Below are 22,390 nucleotides of genomic sequence, written 5' to 3' on the forward strand. Positions count from 1 at the left end.
ACCCGGTCAGCAGTTGGGGAACAAGCGTTTGCGCGAACAGGATGCGGTCCGGCCGGTCCTGCCGCAGGTGCAGCCGGACCGTCGCGGTGCCGTTGGCCATCCGGATGTCCAGCAGCGGATGACCGGCATCGTCGCGGACCTGGACGCGGTGCCCGACCGCCGCGGTTTCCAAGGGCCACAGCTGTGCATCCGGGCGCGCGGAGGCCCGCTCCAGGACAGCAGCGACCACGGCCCGGCTGTCGGCATCGAGGTCCGGCACCCCGGCCAGCAGTTCCCGGATCTGCGGAGCGGACTCCAGCAGCGGCACCGGATGTGCGAGCTCGTCGAGCCGGCGCGCTTCCGACTCCCGTTCGGCCAGCAGGTCGACCGCGCGGACGAGCGGGTCGGTGGCGAGGAACCGCCGGCACAGAGCGACGATCCGGTCGGCGAAGAGCAGCCTGCGGGGGTTGTCCGGGGAGAACGGATAATTCTGCTGGCGCTCCGCCTGGCCCAGCAGGTTGTACACCTGGCCGGCGATCACCTGCCGGGGTTCGAGATCGAGGAAATCCGCCAGTTCCCGGCGGGCCTCGTCCCGGTCGTGCCGCAGCTTCTCGATCAGAGCAGAACCTGGTTGTGCCTGTTCGGGATCGATCGAGTGTTCGAGGGCGATCAGCGTTGCCGCGGCGCGTTGCCGGCCGACTTCCTCATGAGCCGCGATGGCGCCGTTCAGCAGATCGATCTGGACATCCCAGTGGTTGAATTCGTCGATCCACCCGACCAGCATCCGGGTCTTCGCATCGGTGGCGCGGCGTAGTAACTCCAGCTCGGCCGATTCCGCGCTCGAGGCGGCCAATTCCTTCGCCGGTATCGCCAGCTCCGTCCGGGCGCGGGCCCGCCGGGTCTCGGCCTCGGTGCGTTCCCGAACCAGCTCGATCAGCCGTGCCCCGGCATCGGTTCGGCCTTCCGGCCGGGCCGCCGGTGCTGGACGGGTATCGGTCAGCGAACTGGGGGCACGGTCGCGGCCTTGCGCATCATCCCAGGCCCAACCGTAGAAATCCGCGTAGCTGCCCCCGGCCGGCCGAGGCCCGGTATGCCTCAGCTCGGCATGGATCGCGTCGCGACCGGCTTGCCGGGCTATCGCGGCGGGTGTCGCCGGCCGGCCGGGCACCTGCGCGACGGCCTTCCGATAAGCACCGGTATACGCGAGTTCCAGTGCATCCGGTGGCTCGGTATCGTACCCGATCTCGCGAAGCTGCCGCATGGCCTCGCAGCGCCACGCCTGCGCCCCGGCCTCCTCGTCGAGCCGTGAGTCGACATAGCCCTTGCGACTCGGGTTCAGCAGCTCTTCGACCTCACTGGCCCCGGCGTGGCGGCGCTGCGCCGCCCGCAGCGCGTGGTAGGCGCCGGCCAGCATTTCGGCGGCCAATCGGGCGTCGGAACATCCGGCGCCGAGCACGTGGGCTTGTCTGGCCGGATAGAAGCGGTTGTCGGCATGCGCTTCCAGCAGGAACCGGATCTCGTCGGTGCGCAGCAGGTGGTCGGCCCGGCTATCGATCTCGATTTCTCGCAGGAGGCGCCCGGCCCGGCGAATCCGCTGCTCCCCGGCCTGCTCGGCCAGGTTGAGCCAGGGGACCTCGGGCAGTGCCGGTTTCGCTTGTGGCTGCGGGTCGTCGACCCGTCCCAGCGACACGGTTCCGTTGACATCACTGGAAGCGGACCAGAATTCACAATCCGATTCGGCGAGACCCACCAGCTCCGGATGAGCGGCGATCGCGTTGCCGAGCAGCCGGCGGTGATCGCCGTCGCCGGCGACGACGATCAGGTGCGGCCGGTCACCGTCGACCATCGCGACATGGTCTGTCAGCAACAGTCCGCGCTCGTACTGCCGCAGCAAAACGGTCGACACGTCACGGGCGACAGCCGCCTCGACTGCGGCACGCGCCGCGGTGGCCTCCCGCGCGGCGGCCGCTCGCCACGCGACGAGGTCCCGGAACTGTAGCGCGGCGTGGTGGCGGCGGCGCTCATCGGCGGGAGATGCCGAATCGGACCGGAGTACTCGCGTCCGTTCGAATTCCGCACGGATCGCCCGATCCAGGATGGCGAGATCACGCTCCGCGGCAGTCCTGGCCAGCGCCAGCCGCCTGATTTCGCGTGCTCGCTCGGGTGTGCTGGGTGTATGCAGATTTCCTTGTGCGGCTGCCGTGCGGGCAACGAACCACTGTTTGCGGGCATCCCACACGTAGATCCCGGGTTCGCCGAGGTGATCGCCCGACGTGTTCTCCGCGGACTCGCCGGATCCCTCCAGCAGCTCTGCCAATCTTTCCGGTGACTCGAGCAGCATCGCCAACCTGGCGCGAGCCTGTCGCGGGTGATCGGCGGACACGTCGTAACCGATGAGTTCGTCCAGTTTTTCCGGCGCCTCGAGGAACGCCGCGAACTTCGCCGGTGAATCGAACAATTCGGTGAACTTGAGTGGGAAGGCGAGGAAGATCTCCACAGCGTGGACACCGGCCCGGAAGCCGATCGCGAGCTGTTGCGACTCGGTGAGGTTCGGGTCGGCCTGCAACGCATCGCGGACTGCCTTGTTGTGCGCCTCCTCGTAGACGGTGTGCCGGTCATCGGCCTCGACGTCGTAGCCGTATTCGCTCAGTACTTCCGCGAACAACGCCTGCTGCGCGAAAGCTCTCGCTTCGAAGTGCAGGATCGCGTGGACATATTCTCCGCGTGTCATAGCGACCGGGTCCGGCAGGGGGATCTCGTCGAAGTCCCGGGCGTGCGTCAGCTCGTGGACCAGGTAGACGCCACGGCTGAGCAGACTCGAGCCCGCGGTCCGCATTCGGATCATCAGATCGGACAGTGAATACAGACCGCCCATCCCCGGCGCCAGATTCCGCACATGCCGCACTTCGACATTCGAGGGAAGCATTTCCCGCCACTGCGGTCCGCCCTCGTCGAGCAGAGCCGACATCCGGTCACCGATCGTGTCGAGTGTCAGCCCGACGGCAAAATCGAGATCGGCGGCGGAAGCAGGTTCGCCGGGAAGAACGATGGGGTTTCCGGCCGCGTCGAAAACGACCACCCGAATACTTTCGAGATCTGCCAGGTCCGAGGGTACGAGCGTGTCCGCGAGCGGGCCGAATATCTCCTTACCCGGATCTTCCCGGTGCGTCGCACCGTCGCGGTACACCGCCCGGAACACATGCCCGGCAACACCGTGCCGGTCGGCCGTGCCCGCGCGGACGAACACCAGTGCCGACGCGCCTTCGCGCCGGCTCTCCGGCAGTGCCGCCAGCGTGTCGGCGACCGCCGCGAACGGACTGCCGCCCGGGTCCGTGGGGAGCCGTCGAACATGCCGGAGGCCGGCGCCGGCGATCTCCACGAGGCGCGTTACGTCGATACCCTGCGCACCGACCGAGACGGGTATCGCACTCTTGTCCACCCAGGGGAGCAGCTCCAGCACCAGCCGGCCGCAGAAGTTGACGGCATGACCGGCCTCGCGGGCGCCGGTCGAATCATGCGGCCGCTGGTAGTCGGCTTCGCCGGTGGACACCGCGGGCCCGGTCGCATCCGCGCCCGGCACCTCGATCGGTGGGACCTGTGTTTTCCCGGTGGGTTGGTCCGTGGCGGTCGGCGGTGCGGACGTGTTCCGCGGCTCTACCACAGTCGAATCCAGCCGATCCCTGCTGGTCATATGCGGCTCGGCTCCGAGCGAATCGGCCAGTTTCCGTAGCTCGGCATTTTTCCCAGGTGTGGCCGGACGGCCCGCGATGCCGACATCGTCGTAATCGATTCCGGCGATGGCCTGGGACCTGCCGTCGACGAGCGGGCGGCGCGGTGTGCCACCCTGCATGATCTCCCATCCGGATAGGCTGCGTATCCCCGTCTGCTCGGCGGCCCATTCCACGAACGCGCTGCGCTGACCGTTATCGATCACCACTACTCGGCCGGCATTCGGGTCCGGAACCCTCGTACCGTCCGCACGGATCTCGAATCCGCCATCCCAGAACGCCTGTACCGCATGTGAGCCGGGCCGGGCGGCATCGGTGAAACCTTGGAGTCCCAGCACCAGCAGCACTGCGTCACCGGTCTGCTCCACATGCCGGCGGACCTCGTCGAAATCGCGGTAACCGCCTTCTCGAGGGTCAGCGTCGAGCAGGCCGAATGATTCCCGTGCGAGGACTCCCGCGGACCCGGTCACGTGGCCGCGCAGTTCTACCGGAGCGGTACCGCCCGCGGCCTCGTACACGCCCAGTCCCGACTGCACGAAACAGTTACGTTCCGCGGGTTGCCACAGATGTTCGACGGTGCCGATCGCGGGTTCGGCGCTGTCCCCGGTTCGATCGGGCGCGGCCGTCGCCGCGAACACGACGTCTACCTCAGTGGCGAGCCCGCTCGACAGACCCTGATCGATTCGGTCGAGTTGCGCGGTGAGCAGCTCGAATTCGACCACATCGCCGATCAGTTGCTCCAGACGCCGGAATTCGGCAATCCGGTCCTGGAACTCCCCGTCGGTGAACAGGTCGGCGCGGGAGAGGGCGACCAGCGTCAGATGTTCGGCGGTCAGGTCCGCCGCGGTCATACCGTGCTCGTCCAACGATTCCGGGCCGATCATCGCGGCCAGCGCTGCCCGTTCGCCCGCCTGGTATCGGCGCAGCTGCGCACCGCGATCGGAATCGCCGACCGGCCAGCCGAACTCCAGCTCGGTCCGCGCCCCGATCCGCTCGTCCGCCGCCGTCCCTTCGTCCAGCACGCGAGCCCGCTCCGCCGCTACTGTGTCGAGCCGGTACCCGAGGTCCTGCAGGCGCCGGACTCGCCATTGCCACAGCTCCCGTTGCCCGGCCAGGCCGAGCAGCTCGTGTAATGCGGCACGAACCTGCAGGTACTCCTCGTGTTCGTATCGGCCTCCCCGCCATTGCTCGGCGCCGGCCAGCTGCTCACGTACCTGTTCGGCATCGACGAGACCGGCGCCGAGCCCGTACCCGTAACCATCGAGAAGTTCCCGGTGCGCGCTCTGCCGTGCGACGAGTCGGCGCTCCAGAACGGGCAGCTGTGCTTGTGCCTGGAACAGTGCCGCACGCAGGCGATCGATCCCACGCATCCGCGTGGTCACCGCTACCGCTTCGTCCAACTGCTCGATTTCGACATCCAGCTGCCGGCATTTCGCGGCGGCCCTGCTGCGCTCGTCCGCGACGCGTCGACGCTCCAGTGCCTCGGCGATCCTGCGGACCCGGGCCGGGTTGAGGAGCCGGGGTGCCATACCGATCGCCGACGCCAGTTCCTGCGCGAACTGGAGACGAAGCTTGCGGTGCGAATTCAAGTTTTCGCCGGCCCGGGCCGCCGATTCGGCGGCGCTGTCTCCCATGGCGGGCAGCTGGTGCAGCCGACGGCGCCGATCCGCATCCATATCGCCCAGCGCGTCCAGGTCATCGCCGATCAGCATCGGAGTCGCGGCGCTGTCGAGACCCCGGATCCGGGCGACATAGTTCAGCGCGCCGGCCAGCTCAGCGCCGAACGATTCCCCTATCGATTGGAAGAACGGGTCGGCCAGATTCTCGGCGACAGTGCCCTGACCGCCGTGCTCCCGGCTCCGCTTTATCTGGCTGTGATATTCCGCTGCAGCCGCCTGCGCGATCTTGTCCAGCTTCTCCTGCAGACGCTGTAGTTCTCCGTCTGCCAGTTCACCGTGCGCGGCGAGCGCATGGGCGTGGAAGAGAGCGGCTTCCAGCCGATCGATCTGATGGATTTTGTTTTCCAGGTAGGGGACGGCGTCGATGAGATCGATCGTGTCGAAGAACCAGGCGAATCTTTCCGCCGCCTCTCGGAGATCGTCGGGTGCTTCGTCTCGCTCCAGTACGTCGCCGGCGTGGATGCGTAGCCAATTGCCTACGTCGGAAGGCGAATACCCCTCGTGTTCCCGGACCTTGTCGATCAGGTGCTGTTGTGTGTACGCCAGCTCATCGACCAGTTCCGCTCTGCGCGCCGAGAGCTCCGCCGCCGTCATGTTCTGGTGATCCGCGCGCACCGCGAGCTGGTCCAGCACATCCGCGCGCAGCGCGCGTGCCAACCGTCGCGTCGTATTCAGCTCCCCCAGCCGGGGCTCGACCACCGCCACCGGGATCGCCACCGGCTCCGGCTCCGTACTTCTGGACATCCGGCGGCGGGCCTGCGTGGCCAGCGGCGTCGCCATCGCCCACTCTGCAAAGCGCCCCGCGGGTGTGAACAGCCGGCCCTGCGGAGCAGGCCTTCTGCGGGGTAGGTTCGTGAAAGCGTCCCGATGCGGCTTCACCTGCGGGTCGGTGGCGACAGACTGGATGAGGCCCGAACCCGGCTGGTCCGGGACGAGCCGTATCCTGCGCTTCGGGTCGGTGGCGTTCTCACGACGAGCAGCCAGTTCGGCGAGCACGGCAGCCAGCGACTGCGCCGTATCGCCCTGCCACAGCACGACAGCGACTGCCCGATCGTCGCCGTATCTCTCCGCGTACACCTCCACCGCCTCGCGCAGGCCCGTCCGCAGCGAACCCGGTGTGACCGCGGCCCGCACGAGTACCACCACCTCGTCCGCGGTGCGTGGGTCCGCACCGAGGACGAAATGCTGGGCGGGCGATACCGTACGAGTGACCAGCTCGGGCACACCGGGCAGGTCCGCGGCCCAGCCCTGTGCGCGGCGCACGATATCTTCGTCGGTTTCGCCCCGGGTCACCTGTGCCAGGTCCAGCCCGCTGCCGTGCAGGCGATCCGCCACCTCCTGCCATATCCGCGTGCCCCGGTTCGTATTGCTGCGGCACACCAGTTCGACCCGCGGCGGTTCGTCGTGGGGCGCCCAGACGTCCCGCGCCCCGTCTTCCGCGGCCAGCCATGCCGTGAGGTCGGCGCCGGCCCGCGCCTCGCGGGTGTTTCGCGATTCGGCGTCCCCGTAGGAGTGCAGTACGAGCGTGGTCACCGCACGGCTGGGCCGGTGCTCGAGCTCGGCGAAGTCCGCACCGTTGCGCACCACGTCGACCCATTCGCCCGGAACGCCGCTGCGGACGATCGGGTACCAGATCTCGTTCTGGGGTGCGGTTTCGTCACCATAGGCGAACAGGAGACTGCCCGCGGCCCCACCGAGTCCCGTCCGGCGCGGGAAAGACAGCAGGTGGAACGGTACGCCCATCTGCTTTGCCCGTTTCCTGCCCTCGTCGCGCAGCGCCCCGATCGTCTCCAGTTCCCGCAGCCGCTGGTAGTCGGCCTCGTCGAGAGTTCCCTCTCGAGCGCTCAGCTCATCGAACTCGCGTTGCCATTCGGATTCGTTCAACTCGGTGCGGACTGCGCGTGGAATACCCGCGGCCTCACCGAGGATCGCGGGATACTCCGCTGCCAGTACCGCGCGCAGCTCGTCGTTCGCCCAGTCCCACAGTCGGGCATTTCGCCGCCCCTGCGCTCGCGCGGCGGCAACCGCCGGCATTGCGCCGTCGCGATGCACCATCTGTTCGATTTCGCCGATCCCGGCGCGGGCCAATGCCAGTGCTACCTGCCGCGCGCGAGCTGCCGGGTCATCGGCTTCGGAGGTGGCGACGGCGATATCCTCGTCGCGTTCCACCGGTCGTGGTCCCGGCCCCTCCGGTGGCGCGACCGAGAAACCGTTCTCGTCCACCCACAGCGCGACCGTCTTCCGTTCGCCGGGTTCCTCGGCGGGCCGGAAGTTCTGCACGATGGTGTCGTAACCCGCGTCCCAGCAATCGATCCGAATCAGGCCGTCTTCTACGACCGACACCAGCTCGACCATATGCCCGAGCCTCTCGGTGCCTGCGGTCAGCACGAATATCGACTTGCCGTGGCCGGCGCCCGCCTGCCGGCTCTCCGCTGTGGATGCCCACGAGCGCAGTTCGTCGTGGGCCACGTGTATATCGCGGACCTGATGTGCTCGGACCGGCCGGCCCGGTCGAGCCGTACGCGCTTCGATATAGCTGGACAGTGTGCCCTTGCCCGGCACCGCGGGCTCGATATCCCCGGTATTCCGTCCGGTTCGTGCCGCGTTGGCGGCCAACGCCGCCCGCCCACATTGATCGTCGAGTCCCTGCAGCGCGTGGGGCCGCTCGTATCCCGCCATTCCTTCCGCGTCGGCGATCGCGATGGTGCGCTGGGCCGGGGGGAGGGTGTGCGCCACCCGGCCACCGTCGGTTATCCCGGCGGGCGCACTGGCCAGTGCGGCGCCGGTCCCGGTGGCGATCCGGGATGTTTCCGCGAATCCCGCGAGCAGTTGGTGTTCGAGTTCGCGGATCTTCTGGGTCCGGGCGCCGACCGCCGCGTCCTCGGATCGTCGATACTGCGCCGCTTCGCCGCGACCGGGTACGCCGACCGCTTGTCCCGCAGTGGCCCGTCGACCACCCGCGGAACCCGGTACCGGCCCTCGCGGTCCGGTCTCCCCGGACAACTCACCGTGCCGGGCGGTGTACTGGGCGAGCTCCTTCTTCGCGGCACGGTACTCTGCCGCCAACGTGTCGAGACCGGTTGCGTGCAGATCCAGTCGGCCGGACCGTTGCCGGCGCCGGGTATGGTCTGTACTCAGCGCAATCAGGTTCTGCAGACCAACGGCCGACCGCGGATCGGTTTCGCGCACCGCGACGAGCCGGTCGCGTAGTTGCTGCACCGCATCCGGTCCGGGCACCGGAAACCCGAGTTCACGGTTCGAGTCGGTGAACTTCACCTTCGCAGCCGACCGATATCTGTGGGCGGTCAGCAGGGCGGCTTCGAGGGCGTAGACACCGTCGATCAGCATTTCCGCTGTATCGAATTCGGCCTGCGAGGACCCGGGTCCTGCCTCGACCGCCTCGCACTCGAGAAGAAGCTGCCGCAGTTCGTGCCCGAGCTCGACTCGTGGGGTGGGTGGGTACCCCTGCGCAGGGTCCGGCAGCGTTTCCGGCGCGTCGATACCGTGCTGTCCCAGCATCTCACGGGGGCGATCCGCCCACCGCTGCGGCCGGGCCCGCGGCTGTTCGTCGCGCCGGGATCCGGATCGGCCGCCGCCACTCCACGGCGCGAACGTGGACGGTGCCGTGCCGAGAGCGGGGGCTTGCTGTCCCTGCTGCCCGCCGTGATGGACCGGGTTTCCGGCAAGCATGCGTGAAGGGTGCGGTGCGCGATGCTTTTGCGAATCGGCGGATATCGCCGACATGCCCGCCCGGGATACCGTAACGAGCCCGGTGTTCCACGGTGCTGTTCCGTCATGGTTCTTCGGGTTCGTATTCCCGGCCGGGCGCGTGGGTGCGGACTCTGCGGAGGTGGGCGCGGGGTTGCTGTTACGTTCGGCAACCGACGGTCGTGCCCGGCCGGTATCGGTGTCGTCGAGAAGGCCGCGTCGTTGCGCTTGCAGCGCCAGGTCCAGCTTGCTGTCGACATCGAATTTGCCCAGCAGTTCGGACATGAACCGTCGCGTCCGGCGCTGCCCCAGCCCCAGCGCGGCCCCGATGGCCTGGTTCGTCTCGCCGTCCGCCACCATCCGGACGGCGCCGGCCTCGGCCTCGGACAACTCGACCCGATCGGCCACGTCGGTACCACTGTTGAGCGCACCGGTACGGATCGCGGCCAGGACCGTCGGGATCAACCCTTCGGTGTGGAGTTCGACTTCTGCGTGAGCGATGTCATCGTGGACAGCAGTGGGCTCCAGGCCCAGCAATGCGGCGGCTTCGACGACGGAATGCCCCTGGACGAGAAGATTCAGCACCTCGATCTCGCGTTCGCCCAGCCGACCGCTCGGCTGGTCTGCGAGGTGAGTGCGGAAGGTCCGCAGGATATCCGGTGTCACGGCCGAGGTGTCGTCGGCGGTGGGGTCGGGTAGATCTGCGGTCAGCAGGCGAAGCATCTCGATCTGTCCGGTCGACAATCGGATATCTCCGGCCGACCCGGTCTGCTGTGCCGCCGGGGGCATCCGCACAGCGGTTGCCTCCCCGAGCTTCGAGTTCAGCCGCACGAGCAGCCGATTCACCCGGGCCGGTGCGAGCCCCAACACGGCGCCGAGCAAGCGCGCCGGTGTCGCGGCCGCCTCGGATACGAGACCGGCGACAAGGCGCACGATATGCACCTCGGCCTCGGACAGCTCGATACCGGGGAACGTCGCCGTCCTCGAAGGCGCCTTCTCGTCGGTATCGGGCGATGCGGTGGTCGGCGGGTCGATGCTCTGCACGGCAGCCGGTTCCCGCGTCGACCGCGTGGGCTTTCCATCGGATCGATTGCGCTGGGATCGGCCCGCCTCCGCGTTCCTTCCCTCGGCACTTCGGGGAAGGAACGCGTGCTGCGGTCCCGGCACGAATCCGTCGCCTGGTACAGAGGCTTCGGGACCGAATGCGTGAACTTCGGCCAGATCCGCCGGTCCTCGGTTCCGTCGCGGGCGCACTCCGTCGACAATCGCCGCCGCGTCCCGGGGGGAGACCGGAGCCGGGACCGGTGGCGCCGCGATACGGGTGGCCGCCGGTTCCTCGGCTTCGGTGCGACGGGACCGACGCTGCGCCACCGTCGCGAGTCGCTGGATCACGGCGACCTGGTCGTCGGCCAGGTCGCCGCCGCGGTGCAGCCCCTTCATCGCGGCCGCGGCCAGCCGGCGGTCGTCGCCGTCCACATGCACCAGGCAATCGAGCAGCGTGTCCTGGGCTACCGCGAACATCCAATCGGAGACCTCCAGCCCTTCTGTCACCGGCCAAAGGTTGTCATCGGCATAGGCCACCACCCGGAAATGGATTTCGTGTGCCAGGCGCGTGACCTGGGTGGGCGGCGTGCCGCGGGCCGGGTCCCACCCCAGCAGCGCAACAGTGCGCTGGATATTGTCCTGTCCGTATCGGCGAGTCAATGCCTGCGCGGCCGACCTGTCGCCCCCCTGGGCACGGCGCAGTGTCGAGTTGTCGACGACCCCCGCACCGAGCACAGCGGGATCGACCGGTGTCGGCTTACCACTGGATTCGGCCGCGGAGACAACCGAGGACGGTCGCGAACTCGGTTCACCCTCGATGGTGTCGCTGATGGTCTCGTCCCACTTCGACCACATCGCGCCGTCGGCCTCGAGAACCGCCTCCCGGATCCCGGCCGCCACCATTGCGGCGGGAACGAACGTGCCGAGTGTTCTGCCGATATCACCGAGGTGCTCGTGTACCGCGGCCTGCGGAAGGGACAGCACCGCCGCCACCGCCTCGGGTGTCAGGCCTTTCGCGGTGAGGGTCAGCACGGCGGTCGCTTGCTCGGACAAGCGCACCGCCGCAGTAGCTTGCGCAGCCGGGAAGGCAGTGATATCGAGATCGCCGCGCCGGGTCGCCTCGGCGACGGATGCGGCCCGATTGGCGACGTTCAGTTTCTGCGCAGCCTGCCGGACCAGGACGGCCATGGACCGTCGCGGCATATCGAGCCGCGCCGCGATCACCGCACGTGACAAACCCTGGGCCGTCATCTGCAGGACGGTGAGTTCGGCGGCAGTGAGTTCGGCGTCCGTTCCCGGTATTCCGTGTTCCGCGGCGACCGTTCGCGCGAGTCGGCGCAGCCCGCCGGCGACGATGGCCCGGACGGTCGCGGCCTGCCAGCGCATTCCGGTGGAGGTGCGCGCATTGTGCACGTAGGCGGTTTGCGCCTCCGACAAACCCTGCCGGAAACGCAACGCAAGGGCGGTCCGCTGGCTCTGATGCAGGTTGTCGACACACCGCCCGAACACCTCCGGCGGCGCCCCGGCGAGCGCGGCAACTACGGGATCGGCCGCCGTGACGCCCTCGAGGGCTTGGTAGGCGGTGACGATTCCCCGTTGCAGCGCCCGGAGGTCCCGCGCGGTATTCGGATCCGTTTTCGACGGTGCGGGCGTCGTCGGCTCAACCGGCGCCGTGACGGGTTCTGCTGGAAGGCGAGCATCGGCAGACCGGTCCGAAACAGCGGGATCGCCGGCGGTAGCGCGCGAACCGGACGCGATACCGGTGGGCGCAGCGGAATCGTTCGGCTCGGCCGAAGCGTCCGGCCGGGCGGTGGCCGCCGGTGCCGGCTGCGAGATATGCGCGCTCGGGCCCACGGATTCGGACGCAGCGTCGGAACGATACCGTGCGTGTACGGTCCGCGTGAGTTGTTCCAGCACGTCGATCTGTTCATCGGTGAGGCTCTGTCCGGGCACAGTCGCTTGTAGTGCGTTCGCAATATCGCGAGGCTTGACCGCATCGAGCTGCGCCAAGCTGTCGAGCAGTGCGTCGCGGGTTTTGTCGCGCAGCCAGTCGCCGAGGTCTGTATCCCCGGGTACCGACCATTGGTCGAGTTGTGCGGCCCGGAGTCCGGCGAAGGCCATCGCGTGTGCCAGTTGCTCCACGATCTCGGCCACCGGCCCGGTGGCGGAGTTCCTGCCGAGCGTGGTGTAGGCGTGCTGGAGGGTATCGGTCCAATACGTATCCACCAGCGATCTGGCGGCAGCCGGATCGCCGTGCTGGGCCGCCTGTAGTTCGGCCGGATGTCCGGTGGACACCGGGGCGGGCTCATATGTGCTGCCGGACGCGTCCCGCGGGTCGGCCGCTTGCGCGGCGGCCGCCGCGGTCACGTCGGATGTGCCCGCCGACAGTGTCGGCGTTGTCGGATCCGATGCATGCTGTGGTGGCCGATCGGTGTCCGGCTCTTCCTGGCTGGTCGCCGGCGCCGGGCGAAGAGGGCCGGCAGCGGGTCCATCACCGAGAGTACGGATCGGCGGCGGCTGGTGCGGCTGTTCCGAGTGATTCCAGGGAGCGGCGCGGGTGTCGGTGATGGGTGGTGAATTCGCCAGGTGAGCGGTAGCGGGGTCGTGCGTGTCGGCGGTGCGGACACCGACGGGCTGTAGTTTTTCGGTGAGTGCGCGGATATCGGCGACAGCCGCGGAGAAATTCATTTCGGTAACCGCTACCCGGTTGGTGGTCTGCCGTAGTTTTTCCCGGGTTTCCGGGGTGGGTCCGACAGCGTGTTCGGCCAGCGCTGCGCGGTGTTCGGACAGTGCCTCCTGGTGCTGTGTGTAACGGATTATCGAGATCTGGGCTTGGGGTGTTTGTGCGTAGAGCGCGTCGTCGGGTGCGGTGAAGTACTGGACGCTGCCGTTTCCGCCGCTACGGGCGGTGCGGTTTTCGGCTTGGATATCCACGGCGCGGGATTCCGCGGAACGGCCGGAGATCAGCACATGCAGGCCACCGTCGGCGTCGACATCCGGGGCTACGGGGATGTCGACGCCCCGGCCGCCCTGCCGGTTGATCACCAGAACTTTGCCGCGCTCCCCGGCTTCGTGAAAGATTTTCTGCAGTTCCGCCTCGGCGTGCACGCCATGGCGCAGGAAGAATTTCGCATCGACAGCGATATGTTCCACCCCGAGGTCGCCGAGCATGGTCGAAAGTCTGCCGACTTCGCTGTTGCGGTTGCAGATGGCCAGTTGCGGATTTCCACCGGGTTGGCGCTCGGCGATGCTATGTGCCATGGCGAGCATTTTTGCGTCCTGGTGGCTGATCACCCCTTCCTGACCGATCGCATGATAGTCGTCGGCGATCTTCAACTGGGATTCTTTGAAGCGGGGGATATCGATGACCTGTGTGACACCGTGGTTGTTCTGTAGTTGCTCGGCGACGCCGTCGGCTGTGCCGGAGAGTCCGAAAAGCTCATCGCTCTTCTCCGCCGAGAACATCTCCCCTGCGGTGATGCTGGCGGAACTGGCAGGGTCGTCACGGATTTGGATCCCGTGTTTCGCTTCGGCGGCTTGGGCCAACCCACCATTCCAGCGGCTTTCGGTAGAAGTTTCGGCATCGAACATGACCTTGTGCGAGGTCTGGTCGATGATATAGATCTTGTGAGCATCCGGATTGAGAACCGTTGTCCCCTCGGCGGTGGTAATGAATTCGGGGCCGAGTTCGGGGTGATGCCACACAACATAATGATCGTTCTCGAGATATTCCCATTCAGCGGTCGCGGCCATGGTCAGGCGGTGCGCTTCCTCGGCAGTGAGGTCGCGGCCTAGGATTTCGTTGATCTTAACGCGGCCTTCGTCGGTCAAAACGGTGCCGCCACCGAGCCGACCGGGCTCACGGCCGAAATCGAATTCGGTCAGCAAACCGGCTTCCCGCGCGGCGGTGAAAAAACTATGCGCGTCGGCGACCGCAGCGGTGACCTCGTCACCGGCCGGATCACCGGAGCCTTCGGACAGAATGAAAGTGGTATCGGCGTGCACCAGCGCCTCGTCGATCTCGTCGACACCATTGCGGCGCGCCGGCGCCACATTGCCACGAAGTTCACCGAACCCGGCATCGTTCATGGTGCCGATATAGATCGTGGGCCGCCCCTCGACCGGCGCGCCGTAGGGGCTGTCCGGATTCATACGCACGATATCGAACCCATAACCGGCCAGTATCGTCCTGTATTCACCGAACGCCTCGTTGGCCAGGACATCCCGAGTCGTGATGATCTTCACCGCGTCGCCCCGGGCCGATTTCAACGCCGCCGCCGCCAAAAACACCAAAGTCTTCCCCTCACCGGCCTGCATATTCCCCACACCCCCGTCCCGGGCAACCAGCACGGCCATAACCTGCGTCCACCGCAGCACCCGGTGCTTGGGATCACTGCGACGGATCATCTCGACCGTCGCCGTCGCCGCCTCCCGGTTGTCACCGTGGCGGACCATCCACTCCAGGCCCTCCGGCGACACCAGACTCCAGTCCGTCGCCGCATGCCGGGCGAGAACGGCGTCGGCCTCGGCCCGATACCGGGCCGCGAGCTCCGCCGCATCCGGATCCGCATCCGAGCCGAGTGAGGTGCTCTCGCTCCCCGGAACGTCCTGCGCACCGGTGGTGTCGCGCTCCGGTCCGTCAGGTGAATCCGCAGTCTCGGGTTCCCGTGGTTCCGGGACGACCGCGGCGGGATCGTCGACCGTGCCGGTCTTCGGCGTGCCGCCTTCCTCGGTAGGCCTTCCCGCCTCCTCGGCGGACGTGGCCGACGGTTTCGGCCCCGGCTCCTCGGATGCCTTCGCGGCAGTATCTACCACGCCGGCCGCCGTGCTCTCCGGGGCGGGTTTTCCGGCCGGCAGTTTCGGTGGGGTCCCGTGGTCCTTGATGGAGACGGGCTTTTCCGGATAGGCCGGTGGCCTACCGGGCAACTCCGTTGTCGGCCGCGCCTTCCCCTCCTCGGATGCTCTGACCGATACTGCGTCCGAGGGAATCCGGTTGACGGTCGGCGGTTCGGCCGATGATCTCGGGCTGGACGCCCTGGCCGGCACGTCGGCGGATTCCCGGACCACGGTGCCATCGGGCGGCCGTGGTGCTGCGTGCTCCCCGGGCCTGCCGGCGGCCGGGGCCTCGTCGGTTCCGTTCACTTCGCGCCTGGGACCGGTATCGGTCGACCTCAGTGCAGCGTCGATATCTTTGCTCGACACGGTGTTCAGGTCTGTCCCCGGCACACCGGTGGGTTTGTCCGGCTTGTCGACGGGGCCGGGTGCGTCCCTCTCGATGGACCCGGGTTGCGCTTCGGGCAGCGTCCTTTCCGAGGTATTGAACTCCGCGACCACCGGTCTCGTGGTCTTGCCGTTTTCGACGACCTCTGGTGGAGCGGGTGATTCGTCCGTCGCGAGCCGCTGAAGCAGCCGGGCATGTAGTTCCCCGGCCGGTTGTGCGGTGCGACCGCCCGTGCGACCGCCGGCGTCGTCGCCGGTAGGTGTGGAGGGAGAGCTGCTGTGGCTCGGCGCCGTGGAGTGCCCCGGCTCTTCTCCGGTGCGGATGTCGCGGCCGGCCGATACCGGCGGCGCGGGCTCGGCATGGGGTGCGACGGTGTCCGACTTCACGATGGCGACGTTCTCCGGCAGTACCAAGCCCGCGGGTCGCCAGTCGACCGAGTTGTACTGCGGCGTAGCGGAGTCCCGGAGCAGGCCGGTCAGGAGCGCATTGAGCTTCTGCTGGTATGTCTCGGGTTGTCCGGCCGGGACGGCGGTGCGAAGGTGCCTGCGTGCGTCGAGCGCTTCCGAAAGGGGGCGGGCGCTCTGGGGTGACTCACCCTGGGGATGGGGGGCGTCGATACCCGGGCCTTCGGCAGCTCTGGCACCGGGACCGGCCGGGGGTGGAGCCGCCGCCCGCAAACTGGCCAGGCTGTGTCCGGCGGCGCCGAGGAATCCCCCGGACACGGCGGGGACGAGCCCTTCGGTGAATGCGTCGAGGGTGAACTTCTCGTCCGACAGCTCGAGCGCTGCCGCGGCACCGAAGAGCCCGCCGACCAGACCGCCGATACCGCCGATGACCATCGCCCCGCCGAGCTGGAAGGCCACTCGTTCGGTGGTGCCGGTGGCGCGTTCCGCGCGCGCGAGGGTAGCCGGGATGATCCACCGGTCGCCGACCCACTTACCTGCGACCGCACCGGCCGCGCCCCCGACACCGCCGGCGGCCGTTGCGATCCAGAGGTCCTTACCGCGCACCCGGTCGCGCTGATCGTAGGCGACCTGCTTCAGTTGTGCCGCCAAAGTGATGCCGCCGCCCTGCAGGCCCCCGAAAAAGGCAGTCCTACCGGCCAGTGCCAGGGTGCTGCGTTGAGCGGCCGCCCGCGCGCTCAATCCGGCGAGGTATTCCAGGAGTTTGCGTTCGGCGATCGTCAACGCCGCCCTGGTCCGCGACTCGGCGAGATAGGCTTCGATCGGCCCGCCGGCGGCGAACATGAAGGCGGCGTGACACAGCGTCCACGCCAGAATCAGCGCGAACCCGATAACCGTCCACTTCTGGATCTCGAAGGCGTTCGCGGCCTCGAACAGCTGCTCGGCTTCGCTGTCGAGATGGTCGGCCTGATTTCGGAAGTTCGCAGCCGTCTCTCGATATTGTTGTTCGAGCTGGTCGCCTCTGCGGCCCCGGATGGCACGGTGGCGGTCGGCGGCTCTGCTGTCGAAGTACGCTGCCTTTCCGCGACACCGCTCGGCAGTGTCCGACAGATGACCGGCCCGGCGACGCATAGCGTCTTCTCTGGCCTCTGGGAAGTGGCCGACGACGATTTCGACCACGATGGCGGGAAGCCATGGGGGCAATAGCAGAGACAACGTTCAACCCCTGCCCCTCAACCCACGTCCGACAATAGAGTCCTGGTCAACTCGACGATTGATCCGATCCGGGCAATTATTTCATGATCACGAGTAGCCCCTCCGTTCTTGGGAAGGCAGCTCTGTGGTGTCAATGTCCTCCGGGCGGGTCGCCGCGGAGATAGGCGCGAATATCGCGCAGGCTGGGCGCTTCGGGCATGATGTCGGCCAAATCGCCCAGATCATGGGGCCCGGCGGTGGCCGGTGTGGCCACCGCCTGCTGTTCGCGGGCAGCGCGGGCTGCCTCCTGGACCGCGTCGACGATGACGCGGGCCAGCTCCTCCGGCGACTTCCGCAACGCGGAAACGGTCAGAGTCAACTCGGTGAGCACGCCGCCCGCATCGACGGTCACTTCCACAGCGCGATCCGGTGAGCGAGCTTGTACCCGCATTGCTTCCAATTGCCGGTATGCCTCGGCGAGCCGGCCCTGCTCCCGCTGGTAGGTATCCAGCAGATCCTCGATCTGGTTGCGCAGCCCGTTGTTCGCCGACAGCAGGCCTTCTCGTTTCCACCGGTCCATTGCGGCTTCCTTCCCGGATCGCCATCCATTACTTGCCGGGCTGTGCTGCCTGTGCCATCGACACCAAGAGCCGGTGCAATGCCTTCGCCGAGGCCGGCGCATCGGGTCCGTGTAGTTCGACGGCGGCGAAAGCCGCAGCCAGGGCCCGGCCTGGCGAGAACATACCGTTATCGAAGCAGTAGTCGCCGAGTTCGGCGCGCCAGGACTTGTAACCAGTGACGATCCGCCCTAGGCTTTCGTCCCCGGCGCCGCTGATACGCAGGTATTCGGCGATCAGCGTGCGCTGCGCTTCGCCCCTGGCACGCGACCCGCCGGTCAAGTCGAGAACCCGACCGAGTTCCAGCAGCATGGTGACATACATCGGCCGTTGCCGCAGTAGGGGATGCACGGAACCCGGTCGAACCCGGTCGCGTTCGATGATCACGCCGGGATCTGCGGCAGCGGCCCCACTCAGGACGATCCAGGGTTCGGGAGGCGGCGAAGTACCCGCTGCGGGAATCGCCGCGGCCTCGCTCCGATTCTCGACCAGAGAGGGCGGCCCGTCCTCGGCGACCTGTATTCCGCACAGGATGATCGGGTGGCCGGCGAGCACCGTGTCCACGGCCTCGGCGATCTCGTGCGCTGTCGGTTCGGCGATACCCGCCGTTTCGAATCCAGCGATCTCGAGATCGTGCCGGGCGGCCATCTCGCGCAGGATCGCCATGGCCTCGTCGCTGCTTTCTCTCCGGGCGCGTACGGCTTCCCGCTCCCGTGGCGGAGTCCGGCGCGGGTCCTCGACCGGTTTGGCACGGGCCGGCGGACGATCGGTGGTCCGCGGCGGTGACGCCTGCGGTGGCGCGGAATTGTCTTGGGGGACAGAACTTCCCGCCCCAAGCGGCCGGAACGGGCCCCCGGCGTTGCGACCCCACGGCGACGCGGGACCTGTACGGGCAGAATCGGTCCGGCCGGCCGGCTGTTTCGGATCCGCCGACGCAGTCGACGCGCTTGCCTCGGCGCCCCGTGGTGTGGTCAGCACAGGGGTCGAGATACTCGGAGCCGGGAACGTGGCCGGCTGCGCATCACGGCTCGGGTCGGCACCGGCGCCGCGGTCGGGGGCACTCGGATCAGCGGTGTCCGGCCGATCCGGTTCGAATGGTTGCCGTTGGGCCGGCTCCGGTGCGGGTTGCTGCTGCTGAACCGACGGTGACCGGTCGGTGGTGGTCTGCTGCGCGCTGCCGGAAGGCCGCGTCCCGCCGGCGTTTGCGGTCGAATCACCTCGTAGGCGGGTCGATCCGGTGGGTTGCTGGACGGGCTGGTCGATCCGCTCCGGATAGCGCCAGGTGGATTCGGGAGACCGATACGCCTGCGCGCTGGAATCCGCGCTCATCATGCCGGTCGGATCGAAGCTGCTCACCTGCGTTGCGCCCGCTGTGTCCACCTCGGCGAGGGCGGCGGTGGTGGCACGGATGCCGGCGCCGATTGCGCGGACGCCGTCCACCAGATTCTCCAGACCCGCCATGCCCTGTTCCGAGCTCGGCACATAGCTTTCGGCGAAGGTTTTGCCGGGTTTGTCATTCCCCCAACATTCTCCGTCGTGGGCCAGAGCTGCTTTCAACTCCGCCACCATCTGCGCGACTTCCTCGGCGACCGCGTCCAGTTCCGCCGCCGACGCGTGCATCTCACCCGGATCCAGCCACAGCGGGTCGGTCATGGCGTATTCCTTTTCCAGCGGAGGTCGCCACAGCGCCAACCAGTGCGCGGGCGATCGGCCCGCACGGTATCCCGCGGCCCGGCCGGTGTATCGGCTCGGCTGCCACCTGTGCGGCACCATGGCACCAGCGAGCCGGAACTGCTTCTCCTGATGGGGTTCGCCGAGCCGCTCAGCAGCAGGATACAGGCAGCCGAGGTCATCGTGTCCATAGTTTCATCTCCGGGCACAGCGATCAGTAGGCACCGTCGTACTCACGTCCGTGCCTTCCGGCGCTGCTGATAACGCTCTTGGAAGCTCTTCACGAAAGTGGTCGGTGCCACCGACGACGAAGAATGCTCCAATACCCCGTCATCGGCGATGTAGAAAATCGCTCGTCCTATCGCGATCTCACCGGCCGGAACCGGGACGTACACCATCCAGCCGACCCCGATCCGATCCGCCACAAGCTCGTCCAGCGGATACCCGGTGGTGTCCAGCTCCCGGCCGAGGATGTAATGCCGGACCCGGAAGATCGCTTCGTCGGCGGTCATCCGCTCGGGTACCCGCAGCACCACGCCCGCCAGCGACAGCTGGTACATGGCACCGTCGATATCGTAGCGGCCGTCATCGGCGAAGACATCGGTCACGGTTTCCCGGGTGACCAGACCGGCTTCGGCGGCCGACACCAGAGCCGCTGCGGCCGCGCGGTGCTCCGTGCCCGGGTAATCGGCCGCCACGCCCGCGACGATCCCGGCAACGGTCTCGGCGGTCCACACGCCGGGTACCGCGGTGGCACAGTGCTCCGCTGCGGGAGACTCGCCCCGGTACCAACGCCCGGATTCCCACCAGTAGCAGAACGACAGGAGGCCGGTGGAGGCGCGCGGATTCAACACCGGGTCGGCAACCCAGTCGGGTGCTCCGGCGTAGAAATCCGGCATTTCGGCACCACCGTTGTATGTCGCATCCAGATTCGGTGCCTCCCACACACCGCCGGACAGCACTGCTCGTCCGCCGGGTAGGACGTACAGGGTCGAACCGCCACGTCGGGAACTTTCGAACCAGCCCAGCGATGGCAGAACCCGCGGGCCCCACTCGGAGCCGGTGGCGACAAACGCCGCGGAAAGAACCGCCCACCTTGCCCACATCTGCGGGAAGTCCGGGAACTCGTTCTCTGCCAGTACCGGCCACACCTGCGCGGCCCGGTCGATGCGTGCCGACTCGGCAGCCTTCCGAGGAGCGCGCGACTGGCGGTTCCCATGGTCGATATGGGCCGCCAGCCATATCGGCAAATCGCCCCGCGGGTACTCTTCCAGGTCCGCTCGATAGACCTCGGGATCGAAAAGGTGCTCTTCCGGGAAGGGCTCGTCACCGAGGTCGTAGTCGATGTCGAAGTCACCGTCCGCACTCAACTGGACCTGCAGCCGCCACCACGGTTCGCCATCGCGTTCGGCCACCAGCGCCCGTTGCTCACGCACCAGTTCGAGCACGGCCGCCGGCGGCTCTGCCCGCACCGATCGATCACCGTCGGTGTAGACCACCTGGGCCACTCGGGCCGTGGTGGTCAGCGCGAACACCGCGTGCAACCGCTGCCATCCGGCCGGTCCCGCCGCGGCCAGCCCATCGGCTGCCTGCCGCGCCAGCATTTCCGCTTCGTCGTCCCCGTGAGCCCGGAGTCCGCCCTCCGCCTCGCGGGTTCCGGCTTCCGCATCGCCGCCGGGTGTAGCACCCGCAACGCCCGGCTTCTTGCCTCCTGGTTGGGCCGGGGCCCCGCCCACGGAGCGCGGCTCCGTCGAGGAAGCCATACGATTCGTATGGAGCCGGTCTTCCCGGCGGGTTTCTTCCTTGTCTCGCTCGCTCACTGCTCAGATCCTGCCCACACCTGTGCTGTCTTCACCTGAACGATCCGGAAGAGTGGACGAGCCCACCCTTCGCCCGGGTTTCGCGAACCGTGTCCTACGCCCGTATCCGTCCTCATACCGGCGTGCCCGGCGTGAGTGCCCATGCCCGGTCGGGATCGGCCCGAATCGGTTGAATCATCCGTTTCCCTTTGCTCCTGCTACTCCCTGGAAAGTTATCAATATCAATCATCTCCCCGGCGCCGACCGGGGTTCTCGGTCCTGAGAAGGCGATGTGCGCGAAGAAGAGCAATGCTGGTTCCCTCGCGAATGAGCTTCCACCGGTTCGATTCGCCGAAGCTACGCCGGAACTCCGCAGAAGCGCAGTACTCGATGACGAGTCCCGGACGGCAATGGGCGCATTTCCATTTTCCTCCCCGGCTCGTGCACCACCGGATACTGTTCGGCGACGATGCCCAGCGAGGCGTGCTTGTGCCCGATCCGCGCGAGCATCTCGCGGGGATGCGGTAGCGCAGGACCCACCGGGCGGGTGGCGAAGGTGGCTATCGACGCGGCCAGCGCCGCGTCCGCTGTTGTGCGCCCTGCGCCTGGTTGCCGCGGTTGAAGAGACCGGTGAGCAGATCGGGGTGGGCGGCGAACGGCTTCTTGTAGAACTCGAATGCCGCACTGCCACGCAATCGAAACAGGGAAAGGAAAGCGTTGATTATCAACGGGAATTCGAATACGCGCGCCGCTGCGGAATATGTAGCGCGTGTCACCGTGAATTCGTCGGCGCATTTCGTGGGCAATGCCCATCGCGGGCCGATATCGGTTTCGACGTCCGCCGTACCCTTAAATCGGCGGCGTCCGTATCGGCGCCACGGGGTGGACGTCGGGTACCAGGATCGTCGTGTGCCACCGGTCGTCCTCCCACATCTGTGTCGGGAGAACCGAGTCCGGCCGGCGTTCGAGCGGTGTGGCCAGGGCGATCACCAGGGTGGTCCGTTCGATCAGGCGGCGTCGTGCCCGCTTCATCGGGCCGGAGATCTCCAGCACTCCCGGGCCGGGACCCAGGGTGGCGGGGACATCCACCCGCAGCGGCGCCGGTTTCCACGTCGTGGGATCGTCGCCGCGCCGGGCGAGGTAGGTGCGCGGAGCGTCCGCGGTGCCGAACGAGAGCGCGGCCAGCGCCCGGTCGGCACGGGGGAGGCCGAAGAGCTCCCAGAATCCCGCGGACAGCCAGGTACGGACCGGCAGTGCGATCGTCCGGTCGTCCCGGACGATCGCTGGGGAATCGATATGGACAAGGGTGATTCCACTCGTGCGCACCTGCATCCTTGCGCTCGATC

5 protein-coding genes and 1 pseudogene (1 of these 6 only partly in view) are annotated in these 22,390 nt (G+C 67.7%); all 6 read right to left on the reverse strand.

All coding sequences use genetic code 11. The features are described 5' to 3' along the window. Positions 1–16,978: the 5' portion of a LuxR C-terminal-related transcriptional regulator gene (locus tag AB0H42_RS01940; RefSeq protein WP_357048313.1), read on the reverse strand. It extends 12,863 nt beyond the left edge of the window; only the first 16,978 of its 29,841 coding nucleotides appear in the window; the start codon lies at positions 16,976–16,978; its stop codon lies off the left edge, out of view. Positions 16,979–17,108: 130 nt separating this feature from the next. Then, positions 17,109–17,537: a YbaB/EbfC family nucleoid-associated protein gene (locus AB0H42_RS01945; protein WP_357048316.1), complete on the reverse strand. Its 429-nt coding sequence runs from the start codon at positions 17,535–17,537 to the stop codon at positions 17,109–17,111. A 28-nt stretch (positions 17,538–17,565) separates the two neighbouring features. After that, the gene (locus tag AB0H42_RS01950; protein WP_357048319.1) at positions 17,566–19,227 is read right to left on the reverse strand and encodes a hypothetical protein; all 1,662 of its coding nucleotides are present in this window, start codon (positions 19,225–19,227) and stop codon (positions 17,566–17,568) included. 251 nt (positions 19,228–19,478) lie between these two features. After that, positions 19,479–21,008, reverse strand: a complete 1,530-nt coding sequence (locus AB0H42_RS01955) for a hypothetical protein (RefSeq protein WP_357048322.1) — start codon at positions 21,006–21,008, stop codon at positions 19,479–19,481. Between the two features lie 474 nt (positions 21,009–21,482). Then, positions 21,483–21,718 (reverse strand): annotated as a pseudogene (locus AB0H42_RS01960) (hemin transporter); the annotation flags it as partial. A 175-nt stretch (positions 21,719–21,893) separates the two neighbouring features. Then, on the reverse strand, positions 21,894–22,370 hold the full coding sequence (locus tag AB0H42_RS01965) for a hypothetical protein (protein WP_357048325.1): 477 nt from the start codon (positions 22,368–22,370) through the stop codon (positions 21,894–21,896). Positions 22,371–22,390: the final 20 nt, after the last annotated feature.

Origin of the sequence: Nocardia sp. NPDC050799 (assembly GCF_040654015.1) — a bacterium.
Taxonomy (GTDB): domain Bacteria; phylum Actinomycetota; class Actinomycetes; order Mycobacteriales; family Mycobacteriaceae; genus Nocardia.